13 protein-coding genes are annotated in these 12872 nt (G+C 73.6%); 10 read left to right on the forward strand and 3 right to left on the reverse strand.

Translation table 11 applies throughout. The annotated features are described in order from the left end of the window. Nucleotides 1-167: 167 nt before the first annotated feature. The 10 genes from QCD68_RS15330 to QCD68_RS15375 all read left to right on the forward strand — a co-directional run bounded on the left by QCD68_RS15330 (nt 168) and on the right by QCD68_RS15375 (nt 9028). Entirely contained in the window at nt 168-770 is a 603-nt protein-coding gene (locus QCD68_RS15330) for a TasA family protein (RefSeq protein WP_301223646.1), read from the forward strand. Next, the gene (locus QCD68_RS15335) at nt 767-1651 is read left to right on the forward strand and encodes a hypothetical protein (protein ID WP_301223647.1); all 885 of its coding nucleotides are present in this window, start codon (nt 767-769) and stop codon (nt 1649-1651) included. The genes QCD68_RS15330 and QCD68_RS15335 overlap by 4 nt, the downstream gene beginning before the upstream one ends. Beyond that, on the forward strand, nt 1648-2385 hold the full coding sequence (locus QCD68_RS15340) for a signal peptidase I (protein WP_301223648.1): 738 nt from the start codon (nt 1648-1650) through the stop codon (nt 2383-2385). The genes QCD68_RS15335 and QCD68_RS15340 overlap by 4 nt, the downstream gene beginning before the upstream one ends. 303 nt (nt 2386-2688) lie before the next feature. Next, a complete protein-coding gene (locus tag QCD68_RS15345; protein ID WP_301223649.1) occupies nt 2689-3249 on the forward strand; it encodes an alternate-type signal peptide domain-containing protein in 561 nt (186 codons plus the stop codon). 29 nt (nt 3250-3278) lie between these two features. Then, entirely contained in the window at nt 3279-3872 is a 594-nt protein-coding gene (locus QCD68_RS15350) for a TasA family protein (RefSeq protein ID WP_301223650.1), read from the forward strand. Beyond that, on the forward strand, nt 3869-4750 hold the full coding sequence (locus QCD68_RS15355; RefSeq protein ID WP_301223651.1) for a hypothetical protein: 882 nt from the start codon (nt 3869-3871) through the stop codon (nt 4748-4750). The genes QCD68_RS15350 and QCD68_RS15355 overlap by 4 nt, the downstream gene beginning before the upstream one ends. Beyond that, nucleotides 4747-5457: a signal peptidase I gene (locus QCD68_RS15360; protein ID WP_301223652.1), complete on the forward strand. Its 711-nt coding sequence runs from the start codon at nt 4747-4749 to the stop codon at nt 5455-5457. The genes QCD68_RS15355 and QCD68_RS15360 overlap by 4 nt, the downstream gene beginning before the upstream one ends. A 103-nt stretch (nt 5458-5560) precedes the next feature. Beyond that, nucleotides 5561-6100: a hypothetical protein gene (locus QCD68_RS15365; RefSeq protein WP_290157397.1), complete on the forward strand. Its 540-nt coding sequence runs from the start codon at nt 5561-5563 to the stop codon at nt 6098-6100. Nucleotides 6101-6150: 50 nt separating this feature from the next. Next, on the forward strand, nt 6151-7677 hold the full coding sequence (locus QCD68_RS15370; RefSeq protein ID WP_301223653.1) for a cryptochrome/photolyase family protein: 1527 nt from the start codon (nt 6151-6153) through the stop codon (nt 7675-7677). 22 nt (nt 7678-7699) lie between these two features. After that, a complete protein-coding gene (locus QCD68_RS15375; protein WP_301223654.1) occupies nt 7700-9028 on the forward strand; it encodes a GNAT family N-acetyltransferase in 1329 nt (442 codons plus the stop codon). A 210-nt stretch (nt 9029-9238) separates the two neighbouring features. On the opposite strand, the gene QCD68_RS15380 is transcribed toward QCD68_RS15375, so the two are convergent. From QCD68_RS15380 to QCD68_RS15390, 3 genes are all read right to left on the reverse strand, one after another. Further along, nucleotides 9239-10237: an ABC transporter permease gene (locus QCD68_RS15380; RefSeq protein WP_111074753.1), complete on the reverse strand. Its 999-nt coding sequence runs from the start codon at nt 10235-10237 to the stop codon at nt 9239-9241. Further along, entirely contained in the window at nt 10234-11172 is a 939-nt protein-coding gene (locus tag QCD68_RS15385) for an ABC transporter permease (protein WP_301223655.1), read from the reverse strand. Before QCD68_RS15385 ends, QCD68_RS15380 begins: the two co-directional genes overlap by 4 nt. After that, nucleotides 11169-12872, reverse strand: a 1704-nt coding sequence (locus QCD68_RS15390; RefSeq protein ID WP_301223656.1) for a dipeptide ABC transporter ATP-binding protein, incomplete at its 5' end; no start/stop codon positions are given. The genes QCD68_RS15390 and QCD68_RS15385, both read right to left, overlap by 4 nt.

Below are 12872 nucleotides of genomic sequence, written 5' to 3' on the forward strand. Positions count from 1 at the left end.
GGGCCGCCCCCCCGCCCGCCCGCCGCCCCCCCCCGCCCCGCCCCCCCGCCCCGCGGCCCCCCCCGCCGGGGCCGCCGCGGGGGCGGCGCGCCGCCCCCCCCCCCCCCCCCCCCCCCCCCCCGCCCGCACGCACCCGCACGACCACACCGCCCGAGGAGGACACGAGCATGAGCGCCACCACGACGGCCTCGGGACGCCACCGCGCACCCCGACGGAACCGCTGGCTGGGGCCCACCCTGCTCACCCTCGTCGTGGCGGTCGTCGTGGCCGTCGTCACCGCACTGCTCGGCACCAGCAGCACCTACGCGCTCTGGAACCAGGCCGCGAGCACCTCGTCCTCGACCGTCCGCTCGGGCACCGCCACCCTCACGGTGAGCCAGCTGACGATGAGCGCCGCTCCCCTGGCGCCCGGAGCGGCGAGCACCGGCACCTTCACCGTCACGAACACCGGCACCGTGCCGCTGAGCACCCGGGTCGTCACGACGTCCGCGCGGGTCACCGGCACCAGCACCGCGAGCACCACCGTGCTCGGCGAGGTCACCCTGCGCTACTCGGTCGTCACGTCGACCAGCGCGTGCCGTGCGGGCACCGCCGGCACCTCCGGCCGCGTCGCCGCGTTCGACTCGGGCACCGACAGCGGCAGCGTCCCGGCCGGCGGTCGACGGATCGGCTGCGTCGAGATGGACCTCGACACCGACGCACCGCAGAGCGTGGCCGGAGCCGGGGTGGCCGTGACCCTGACGGTGACCGGGACGCAGGTGGCCTCGTGACCACGCGCCTCCGACTCCTCGTCACCGTCCTGCTCGTCGCGGCCTTCGTCGGCGGTGGGTCCTCCGCCGCCTGGGCACTCTGGACCGCCTCGGCGTCGACCACCACCAGCGTCGCGGTCGGTCGCATCGCGGTCACGGTCGGCGGCACCGACGCGCTGACCACCGCGTTCTCGTCGACCAGCACCACCACGACGACGCCCGTCACTGTCACGAACACCGGCACCATCGCCGGCACGGTGAGCACCACCGCGTCCGTCCTCGCCGGCGGCTCGACCGCCCTCGCCCGCGCCGTCGACGTCCGCGCCTGGCAGGTCGCGTCGACCGGCACCTGCACGGCGAGTACCGCGGTCGCGTCCGGCGCGGTCGTCGGCACCTGGGCCTCCCTGCCGAGCCTGACGTCGAAGACCAGCGCCGGCGGCAGCACCGTCTGGTGCATCCGGTCGACCGCCGGCACGGCGGCCCCCGCCGCGGCACGCGCCGACGTCGCCCTCGACGTGACCCTGACGAACGCCAGCTGGACGGCGAACGCCGTCCGCGGGACGTTCTCCCTGACCACAGCCGCAGCGGCACCCGCCCTGGTCTGCACGGACCACGGCGGCAACTACGTCGACGTCGCCTGGGACGCGGCCGGTCGCTCGATGGACACCTGGTACGGCGCGTTCGTCCACGGGGTCCAGATCGGCGACCGCCAGCAGTCCTACTTCGGTCGAGTCACCATCGCCCCGAGCCAGATCCCGTCCTCCGTCGCGACCAGCGGCACGGTCACGGTCGACGTCTTCGTCCTCGACTCGGCCGGGAAGCCGACGACGACCGACGCGGGGACCGGCACCATCACGCTGTTCACGCAGAACAACGGTCCGGCCGTGCGGTGCGGATCGTGAGCGCCCACCTCGCGGGGCGTCGGACAGGAGGCCCGGACCAGCGCCGCCACCCGGCCCGCCCCTCGCAGGGACGTGCGCCGCGCACCGGCTCGCGGAGCCGCCGAGCCGGGACACAGCCAGCCGACCGCAGCGCGCTGGTCTCGGTGCTCCGCGCCGTCGGCTTCGGGCTGAGCACCGGTCTGGTGCTGCTCGTCGCCGCACTCGCCGTCGTCCTGATCGTCATCCCGAAGGCCACCGGGTCGATGCCGCTGACGGTGCTCACCCAGTCGATGGAGCCGACCCTGCCGCCGGGCACCCTCGTCGTCGTCCGGCCGGTCGCCACGGACCGGATCGAGGTCGGTGACGTCGTCACGTACCAGATCACCTCCGGCCAGGCGGCCGTGGTCACGCACCGGGTCATCGCCGTGAGCTCGTCGTCGGACGGTGGCCGGACGTTCACCACCAAGGGCGACAACAACGCCGTGGCCGACAGCCGACCGGTCCTGCCCGCACAGATCCGCGGGACCGTCTGGTACAGCCTGCCGGAGATCGGGACGGTCAACCAGTTCGTGAACGGGTCCCGGTCGTGGCTGATCCCGACCGCGGCCGCGCTCCTGCTCGGCTACGCGGCGGTGATGATCACCCTGGGCGTCGCGTCGACGGTCCGTCGCCGCCGGGCCGCTCGACGTGCGCCGGCCGAGGCAGGCCGCACGACCGGTCGACACCGGCAGCGGACGACCACCGACGCGCCCTGACCTGAGGTCACGGGGCTGACGTCGCCGAGCCCACGTCGCCGATCTGACTCCCCCAGGGGCCCCCTCGTTCTGGGGGAGATGCAACCGGATGTCGGCGTGTCCGCACTTCGGGGGACCCGGGTACGTTCGGCGACAGGACGACCTAGCCCGAGCATCCCTCACTCCTGGGCGCACGGGTCGTCCTCCGGCACCGGTCAGCCGCGCCCTCCCGTACCCGGGGAGGTCGGTGACGACCGTCCCGTCGGGCCCTCCCGAACGCCCCAGACACCGACAGCGCTGCCCAGCGCAGGAACGGACAGAACCATGCACAAGATCGTGACCGGCACCATCGCGAGTGCTGCGGGTGTCGCCCTGCTCCTCGGCGGTGCAGGCTCCTTCGCCCTCTGGAACGCAAGTGCCAGCAGCGCCGCCACGGCCGTGAGCTCCGGCACCCTGACCCTGACGGCGAACCGCGACGGCGCCTGGACCGACCTCACGAACGGCCGCTCGAACCCGATCGACCCCGCATCGGTGCTCATGGTGCCGGGCAACACGTACCGGTTCACGCAGACCCTCGTGGTCGGGGCGACCGGCGACGACCTCAGCGCGACGCTCACCTACGCGCCGCGGAGCATCACCGGCGACGCCGACCTGCTCGCGGCGACCCAGAAGACCCTCGACGTCTCGTCGTCCACCGCCGCCGTGACGAAGACCGCCGATCCGACGGTCTTCACCGTCACGCCCTCGGCCGCGACGTCGACCGTCCTCGTGACGTTCACGATCACCCTGCCGCAGTCCGCGACGACCGGGCAGGGCGGCACGGTCGACGTGGGTGCCCTCGCGTTCACGCTGACGCAGACCCCCATCGGTTCGACGGGTTCCTGAGCCGGACCACGGCCTCCAGGGGAACGCACATGAGCCGGACCACGCCGACGACGGGACGCCACCGCGCGCCCCGTCGTCTGCGCTGGGCCTGGCCGGTCGGCCTCGGGCTCGTGCTCGCCGTCGCCACCGCGGTGGTCGGCAGTGGCAGCACGTACGCGCTCTGGAACGGCACCGCATCCACGCGGGCGTCCATCGTCCGGTCCGGGACGGCGACGCTCGTCGTCAGTCCCCTCACGGCGATGTACGCGACGCCGCTGGCGCCGGGACGGAGCACGACGGGGTCCTTCTCGGTCCGGAACAGCGGGACGGTACCGCTCGGCATCCGGATGCAGACGACCACACTGCACGTCGCGTACGCCTCGGTGCCGGACAGCGCGGTCCTCGACGAACTGACCCTCCGCCTGGCACCCGTCGGCCGGGCTGCGGACTGCCGTGCCGGGCTCGGGGGCTACGCCGCCCGACCAGCCGCGTTCGACACCGGCAGCGGGTACTACACGCTCCCCGTCGGGGCCTCGGCCACCGGGTGCTTCGAGATGGTGCTCGACGCCGACGCACCGCAGACGGTGTCCGGCGCGGTCACCGACTTCACCGTCACGATCACCGGGACGCAGGTGGCACCGTGACTGCACGCGTCCGGCTCGTGCTCGCCGTCGTCCTCGTCGCCGTCTTCGTCGGCGGCGGCTCGTCGGTCGCCTGGGCGCTGTGGACCGCGACCGGAACCGCCGCGTCGAGCGCCACGAACGGCAAGCTCGCGGCGGCGATCTCCGGCACGGAGGCGCTCACGACGACCTCCACACCCGCGTCCCCGTCGATCACGCGCCCGGTGACGCTCACGAACGCGGGCAACATCCCCGGCACCACGGCGACCACCGCCGTCGTCGCCGAGGGGTCGACGGCGCTCGCCCAGGCGACCGACGTCGTCGCCTGGCCCGTACCCGCGACCGACGACTGCACGGATGCCACGGCCGTCGGTACCGGAGCCGTCAGCGGGACCTGGGCGTCGCTGCCGAGCCTGACCTCGTCCCTCGCACCGCGTGCTGCTGCGGTCTGGTGCATCCGATCGACCCTCGCTGCCGGCGCCCCGGCCTCGGCGACCACCAACATGCACATCGTCCTCACGACGACGAACGCCGGCTGGGTGTCGTCGGCGGTCTGGGGCGGCTTCTCCCTGAACTCCGGCAACACGGTCGCGGCACTCGGGTGCACGGACCAGGCCGGCAACTTCATCGAGCTGACCTGGGACCAGGGCGACCGCCCGAAGCCCACGGCGTACGGCGCGTTCGTCGACGACGTGCAGGTCGGCGACCAGCAGCTCGGCTGGTTCGGCAAGATCACCCTCGCGCCGGACCAGGTCCGACCGGCCGCTCCCGACGCCGGGACCGTGACCGTGACCGTGCGCGTGCTCGACGACTCCGGGAAGCCGACCGACGACGTCGTCGCGGACGGCCCGATCACGCTCTTCACCCAGAACGACGGCCCGGCCATCCGGTGCGGCGCATGACCACGCTGACCTCGGGCCCGTCGATGCGACGCCGGCCGGGAGGCTCGCCCCGCGCCCGCCACGCAGCCCGCCCGGCCGCCCCACCGGTCCGGAACGGCGCACTCGCGGTCCTCCGTGCGGTCGGTGTCGGGCTCAGGACCGGCCTGGTGCTCCTGGTCGCCGGCCTCGCGGTCGTCCTCGTCGCCCTGCCGAAGGCCACCGGGTCCGTCCCGCTCTCCGTGCTCACGCAGTCGATGGAGCCCACCCTGCCGCCCGGCACCCTCGTGGTCGTCCGACCCGTCGCGCCCGAGGACGTCCGGATCGGTGACGTCGTCACCTACCAACTCGAGTCCGGCCGCCCCGAGGTCGTCACGCACCGCGTCGTCGCGATCAGGTCCTCGTCGGACGGCACCCGGCAGTTCGTCTTCCGTGGGGACGCGAACGACGCGGTCGACGCCGAGCCCGTCATCCCCGCCCAGATCCGTGGTGCCCTCTGGTACAGCCTGCCGTGGCTCGGGACCGTCAACCAGGTGGTGAACGGGTCGCGGCCCTGGCTCCTGCCGGTGCTCGCCGGACTGCTCCTGGCGTACGGGGCGGTGATGATCGTCACCGGCACGGTGTCGACGGTGCGCCGTCGACACCGCCGCGCTCGTCGTCGCGAGCGTGGTGTGGACCACACCCGGCGACGTCCTCAGCAGCAGGTGGGCACGGCCTCCCACGTCGGGTGACCCGCTTCGGCGAGCGCCGCCTGCGCGTCCCGGAAGGACGAGTACGGCACGTGCTCGCCAGAGGCGTTCGTACCCCGGCCGGCGTCGGTCTAGGCTCTGGCGGGTGACGGACGGTCGGACCGACGGGGTGCAGCGCGCGCGGGCCATGCTCGAGGACGCGGCGACGCGACTCGGCGCGGCCGGAGCCCGTGACGAGGCCCTCGGCGAGTACGTCGAACCCAAGCCCGTGCTCGGCATCCGCCGGGACCCGACCATCCGCTCCCTCGGGCGGGTGTGGCGGGTCGGTGCGCTGCTGCTCGGGTCCTCCCCCGAGACCGCGGGCCAGGTCTGGGCGACCGGGTCGATCACCCGCGTGACCGAGGCCGGGCGCTCCCAGTTCGTCTCCGTCTCCGCCGAGGTCCGTCGGGCCTACCGGGCGGCGGCAGCGAAGGGACACTTCGCGCCCGGGGACACCGTGAACCACAGCGCGACGCCGATCCCCCTCGACGCCTCGCTCGTCGGAGCCGACACGGCGCTGTTCGTCCGCGACGACGAACCCCGCGTCCGGTGGTCCGCGACCGCCGGCACCGACGTCCCGCTGGCGGACTACCTCGCCGACCGGGTCGGGCTGCTCGTCGATCCACCGCCGGGTGCGACGGACTAACGGACTAGGGGTACGAGCCGCCGTCAGCGCTGCCGCGTAGCGTCTGCCGGGTGACCGAATCCGCCCCCGCAGCCGTGCGGCGGCGCCTCCTGCTCCCCGGCCAGTACGGCCCGGCGTTCGACGACGGCGGGCCGGTGGTCGTCGTCGAGGCCCGTGAGTTCTTCACCACACGCCCGGTGCACCGGACGAAGGCGCACCTCTGGCTCAGCGCGCTGCGACACCGCGTGCGGGACCTGGGCGACCGCGCCGAGCACGTCCGGGTCGACCACCTGCGGGACGCCCTCGTCGGGCAGGACGACCTGGAGGTCATCGACCCGCCGTCACGGGTCCAGCGCGGCCAGGTCCGGCACTGGGGACACAGCACCACGATCCTGCCGAGCCGCGGGTTCGTCACCGACGAGGACGAGTTCGCCGGCTGGGCCGCCGAACGGGGTGGGCGGTTCCTGATGGAGGCGCACTACGAACGGGTCCGGCGACGCGAGGGCTGGCTGATTGCGAACGACGCCCCGCTCGGTGGCGCGTTCAGCCTCGACGCGCAGAACCGGCAGCCACCACCCCGGGGCGCGACCACTCTCGGGCTGCCGGACCCCTGGTGGCCGACCGAGGACGAGGTCGACGACGAGGTCCGGGCCGACCTCGACCGGTGGGAGCGCGACGGCCTCGTGCAGTTCGTCGGACGGGACGACCGGCGGCGCTTCGCGGTGACGCCCGACGAGGCTCAGGCAGCGCTCGACGACTTCGTCGCGGTACGGCTCGGCGACTTCGGGCCGTACGAGGACGCTGTGCTGACGAACGACTGGACGATGGCGCACTCGCTGCTCAGCGTGCCGCTCAACCTCGGCGTGCTCGACCCCCGGCAGGCGATCGACGCGGCGCTGGCGGCCCACGCCTCGGGAGCGGCGCCGCTCGCCAGCGTCGAGGGGTTCGTGCGGCAGGTCGCCGGCTGGCGGGACTACGTCTGGCACCTCTACTGGTGGCTCGGGGACGACTACGGGGCGGACGTCGAAGCGCTCGGGGCGCGACCACCTGCCGGAGTCGGCCCGGCGCACCCGGCGGGGACGGGCCTCCCGGCCTGGTGGCAGGAGCTGGACGCGACGGAGGTCGACGCCGTCTGCCTGACCGTCGCCCTCGACGGGGTCCGCGACCACGGCTGGCTGCACCACATCCAGCGGCTCATGGTCCTCGGCAACTGGGCACTGCAGCGGGGGTACGACCCGCTCGAACTGACCGAGTGGTTCACCGATGTCTTCGTCGACGGCACCGACTGGGTGATGCCCGCGAACGTCATCGGGATGTCGCAGCACGCCGACGGCGGCGTGGTCGCGACGAAGCCGTACGCGGCCGGCGGACGGTACATCGACCGGATGACCGACCACTGCGGCGGCTGCCGGTTCGACCCGACCACGCGCCTGGGCGAGGACGCCTGCCCGTTCACCGCCGGGTACTGGGCGTTCCTGGATCGCGCGGAACCGGCGCTCCGGCGGAACCCGCGGATGCACCGCCCGCTGCAGCAGATGCGGGCGATGCCGGACCTGGCGGCCGTCGTCGCGCAGGAGGCAGCCCGGCAGACGCCGTGAGACCGCCCGGTAGGGTCGGATCGTGGCTCTGATCAACGACGAATCCACCGACCGCTACGACCTCCGCGAGTTCCACCCGCAGACCGACGACCAGGGGGCGCCGGACGCCACCACCCGCGCCTGGATGGACGCCGTCGGCGTCGGGTTCCACGAGCCTCCGGAGTCCGACGAGGGCGCCGCTCGCATGGCGTCGCACTTCATCGCCGACCAGGAGACCTTCCTCGGCGTCTACGTCAACCGACCCGCAGCCGGGTCCGTGGACGAGACCTGGCCCGCCGGCACGTTCACCTGGTTCCCGAAGGACCTCAGCTGGGGCGACGGTTCCGCCGTCCGCACGCAGGCCGTGTCCGCCGTGACCGTCCGCCCGACCGAACGTCGTCGCGGGATCCTCCGCCGGATGATGACGCACGCGCTCGAGCGCGGCGTGGCGGAGGGCTACGCGGTCGCGTCGCTGACCGCCTCCGAGGGCACCATCTACCGCCGGTTCGGCTTCGGCTGCGCGATCCGCGAGCGGGCCGTGCACGTCCGCCGCGACCGGGCGCTGCCGTTCCTCGCGCCGACCACCGGCACCGTCGTGATGGTCACCACACAGTGGCTGGCGGACGGCGTCGGCCCGGAGGTCTTCGCTCGCTTCCACGCCCGCACCCCCGGCTCGATGATCCGCAACACCGGCACCTGGCCGATCGTGTTCGGCGAGTTCGGCCCCGACGGGCAGAAGGCGAAGGATGTCCGCGCCGCCGTGCACCGCCCCGAGGGCTCCGACGAGGTCGACGGCTACGTCACCTGGCGGGTCGTCGAGGGCAAGACCGGCGAGGACACCCGCGTCGAGATCGTCGACCTGGTGTACACGACGGACGCCGCCTACCTGTCGCTGTGGGAGTTCCTGCTCTCCATCGACCTCAACGACGTCGTCGTCTACAAGCGCTCACGTCTGGACGACCCGATCGTCGCCGCGCTGGCGGACGCCCGCTCCTACGACGTCGACCACGAGGAGGACCACGTCTGGCTGCGCGTCCTCGACGTCGCCGCCGTGCTCGAGTCCCGCCCGTACGCGGCCGACGGCTCGCTCACGATCTCGGTCACCGACACGCTCGGCCACGCGTCCGGCACGTACCGCCTCGACGTCCGGGAGGCCCGCGGCACCGTCACCCGCCTGGCATCCGACGCGGACGTGGCCGGCTCCGACGTCGCGCTCGACGTCGCCGACCTGGGGGCGCTGTTGATCGGGTCGGTCTCGCCGGTGACGCTCGCGGCCGCGGGGCTGCTGCGTGCGGCGGACCCGGCGGCGCCGGTGCTCCTCCGCGCGATGCTCACCCCGCCGCGGACCCCGCACGGCATCACGTACTTCTGACGCCGCGGCGGCCGCGGGCGGCAGCGCGTCCGGCGGTCGCGCGCGGGCGGCAGCGCCGCGTGGCGTCGCACAACAGGAACCGGCCCGAACCACGGGATGCAGTGGTTCGGGCCGGTTCCTGTTGTGCGGGTCCGGCGTGCTCCGCGGGCGGCCGGGACCGGTCGGCACCGCGGGCGGGCCGGAACGGACCGGCAGGACGGGAGGCCCGCCCTACGCCCGGCGGCGCACCCGCGGGTCGACCACGGCGTAGACCAGGTCGACGACGACGTTCGCCGTGACGACCAGGAACGCCGAGAACACCGTGAACCCGACGACGACCTGCAGGTCCAGCGTGTGCACCGCGTCGATGAGCAGCGCCCCGAGGCCCTGCATCGAGAACACCTTCTCGGTGATGACAGCACCACCGAGCAGCGTGCCGAGGTCGAGCCCGAACAGCGTCACCACGGGCAGGATCGCCGTCCGCAGCCCGTGCCGCACGACGACCTGACGCTCGCGCAGGCCCTTCGCGCGGGCGGTCCGGACGAAGTCCTGCCCCATCGCCTCGAGCATCTCGCCACGGGTCAGTCGGGCGTAGATCGCGGCGCTGATGAACGCGAGCACGCACCACGGCAGCACCAGGTGCGTCAGCCAACCGACCGGGTCCTCGGTCAGCGGCACGTACCCGCTGGTCGGCAGGATCCCGAGCACGAAGCCGAACAGCAGGATCGACAGCAGCCCGATCAGGTACGCGGGTGAGGACACCCCCGCCACCGCGACGGTCATCACGGTGCGGTCGAGCGCCGAACCCGGGCGGAGCGCCGAGGCGGTCCCGCCCAGCACACCGGCGACGAGCCAGAGGAGCGCCGCACCGATCGCGATCGAGGCCGTGACGGGCAGGCGGTCGACGATGAGCGTGGTGACGCTCTCGTGCAGCTGGAACGAGTAGCCGAAGCAGGGTGCGGCGCACTGCACGGCCGAGACACCGCTGCCGAACGAGCGGCCGGTGAAGATCCCGCCCAGGTACGCCGTGAACTGCAGGATCCACGGCTTGTCGGTACCGAGGAACGCCTGCACCTGCGCCAGTCGGTCCGGGGTGCAGGGCTTGTCGCAGATCGCCCGCGCCGGGTTCGTCGGCAGGAGCATGAACAGGGCGTAGGTGATCGCGGCGACGACGAGCAGCACGACGACGGCGCCGAGCACCCGGAACAGCACGAAGCGGAGCGCGGTCATCGGCTGCCTCCTCTCGGGTCGAGGGCGTCGCGGAGGGCGTCGCCGAGCACGTTGAACGCCAGGGTGACGAGGAACAGGGCGGCTCCCGGGAAGACGAGGTACATCGGGTCGGTCTGCACCCAGCCGACGGCGTCGCCGATGCTGCGGCCCCACGAGGGGGTCGGCGGGGTGACGCCGACGGCCAGGAAGGACAGCGCGGCCTCGGCGCCGATCATCGACGGGATCGAGATGGTGGCGTAGACGGTGATCGTCGCGGCGAGGTTCGGCAGGAGCTGGGTCCGGATGACGTGCCAGCGTCCGGCACCCATCGCGGTCGAGGCCACGACGTAGTTCCGCTCGCGCAGCGACAGCGTCTGGCCGCGGATCACACGCGCGACCGCCGGCCACCCGAAGAACCCGATGACCAGGACGACCAGGACGGGCTTCGGGAACGACGTCGGCACGATCGCGGTCAGGGCGATCATGAACACCAGCGACGGGAACCCGAACATGACGTCGACGACCCGGCTGAGCACGCGGTCGTACCAGCCACCGAAGAAGCCGGTCGTGACGCCGACGAGCACGCCGATGACCAGCGAGAACACGGTCGCGGCGAGCCCGATGCCGAGCGAGGTCCGCGCACCGTAGGTCACGATCGCGAAGAGGTCCCGCCCGGTCAGGGGCTCCACACCGAACCAGTGCTCGGCGCTCATCCCGCCCAAGGGACCGCGGGGTGCGCCGAAGTCGTTGAGCGCCCCCACGTGGTACCCGTAGGGGTCCTGCCCGCTGATCCGCGCGATGAGCGGCGCCGCGATGGCGACCACGACGAACACGGCGATGACCACCGCGGCGGTCACGGCCCACCGGTCACGACGGATGCGTCCGACGACGGCGCGGAAGCCGGTGCCGGAGCCCGGAGTCGGACGGACCGGACGGTCGACGACGTTCGCGGTCATGCGACCACCCCTTCCCACTCGCGCCAGGCACGGCGGCGTTCGGCCTGTCGGGCCGGGTCGGCGACCGGTGCGGCGGCGAGCAGCATGCGTGTGTAGTCCTCCTGCGGGTCGTCGAGGACGGCCTGCGTCGTGCCGTGTTCGACGATCCGGCCGTGGTGCAGCACGGCGACCCGGTCGGCGAGCTGCCGGACGACGGCCAGGTCGTGGCTGACGAGCAGACACCCGAACCCGAACTCGTCCTGCAGGTCACGGAGCAGGTCGAGCACCGCGGCCTGCACGGTGACGTCGAGCGCCGAGGTCGGTTCGTCGGCGATGAGCAGTGCCGGCCGGAGCGCCAGCGCCCGGGCCACGGCGACACGCTGCCGCTGGCCGCCAGAGAGCTGGTGCGGGAACCGCTCGGCCCACGACGGGTCGAGTTGCACGGCCTCCAGCAGCTCGCGGACGCGTGCCGGTCGGTCGGCGCTCGGTTCGTGCACCAGCAGCGGCTCGGCGATGCTCCAGCCGATGCTCTGCCGCGGGTTCAGCGACGAGGCCGGGTCCTGGAACACGATCCCGACGCGCTTGCGGATGTCACGGAGACGCCGGCCTCGGGCGGTGCGGAGGTCCTGCCCGTCGACGTCCACGGTGCCCTCGACCACCGGGACGAGGCCGGCCAGGGCGCGGCCGATCGTGGTCTTGCCCGAACCGGACTCCCCCACGAGGCCCAGGGTCTCGCCGGCGTGCAGCTCGAGGTCGATGCCCGACACGGTCGGGTCGCCACGGCGCAAGTACCGCACGCCGACGTCGCGCAGGCGCGCGACCACCGGCCGGGAGGCGCGCCCCGCGTCGTCCGCGACGCTCGCGCTGGGCGACGTGGCTCGGGCCGTCGGACGCGAGTCCGGTCGCTCAGCGCGAGTCTCGGCAGAGGCGCCGTCCGAGGCGGAGGTGGGCCGCGCCTCCAGAGCGGGCACGGCCGCGAGGAGCGCTCGCGTGTACTCGGCCTGCGGGCGCGCGAACAGGTCGACGACCGGGCCGTGCTCGACGGGGTCACCGCGACGCATCACGAGCACCTCGTCGGCGACGTCCGCCACCACGCCCATGTCGTGCGTGATGAGCAGCACCGCGAGCCCGCGGTCGCGGCACAGGTTCCGGAGCAGGTCGAGGATCCCCGCCTGCACGGTGACGTCGAGCGCCGTCGTCGGCTCGTCGGCGATGAGCGCGACCGGGTCACCGGCCAGGGCCATCGCGATCATCGCGCGCTGCAGCTGTCCGCCCGAGAGCTCGTGCGGGAAGGCCTTCCGGATCCGCGCCGGATCGGCGATGCCGGCGGACCGGAGCAGCTCGTCGACTCGAGCGGACACCCCGGCGCGGTCGAGGGCGGTCGGGTGTGCCCGGACCGCCTCGGCGATCTGGGTCCCGATCGACAGCACCGGCGTGAACGAGTTCATCGGCTCCTGGAACACCACACCGATGCCGGCGCCGCGCACCTGGCGCAGTTCCTCGACGGGTGCGCCGACGAGCTCCTCGCCGCGGAACCGGGCGCTGCCCTCGACGCGCGCCTGCGGTGGCAGGAGTCCGAGCACGCTCATCGCGCTGACGGACTTGCCGGAGCCGGACTCGCCGACGAGCGCCAGGACACGACCGGGCGTCAGGTCGAAGGAGACGTCACGGACGACGGGCTCCGCCCGCCCCCCCCCCCCGCCCCCGCCCCCCCCCCCCCC

This window comes from Curtobacterium sp. PsM8, from assembly GCF_030433875.1.
Lineage (GTDB): Bacteria > Actinomycetota > Actinomycetes > Actinomycetales > Microbacteriaceae > Curtobacterium.

Excerpts from the sequence above, each read along its gene's own strand:
- QCD68_RS15350 (WP_301223650.1), top strand. The coding sequence starts at position 3,279 with ATGAGCCGGACCACGCCGACGACGGGACGCCACCGCGCGCCCCGTCGT.
- QCD68_RS15380 (WP_111074753.1), bottom strand. The coding sequence starts at position 10,237 with ATGACCGCGCTCCGCTTCGTGCTGTTCCGGGTGCTCGGCGCCGTCGTC.
- QCD68_RS15345 (WP_301223649.1), top strand. The coding sequence starts at position 2,689 with ATGCACAAGATCGTGACCGGCACCATCGCGAGTGCTGCGGGTGTCGCC.
- QCD68_RS15385 (WP_301223655.1), bottom strand. The coding sequence starts at position 11,172 with ATGACCGCGAACGTCGTCGACCGTCCGGTCCGTCCGACTCCGGGCTCC.
- QCD68_RS15360 (WP_301223652.1), top strand. The coding sequence starts at position 4,747 with ATGACCACGCTGACCTCGGGCCCGTCGATGCGACGCCGGCCGGGAGGC.
- QCD68_RS15330 (WP_301223646.1), top strand. The coding sequence starts at position 168 with ATGAGCGCCACCACGACGGCCTCGGGACGCCACCGCGCACCCCGACGG.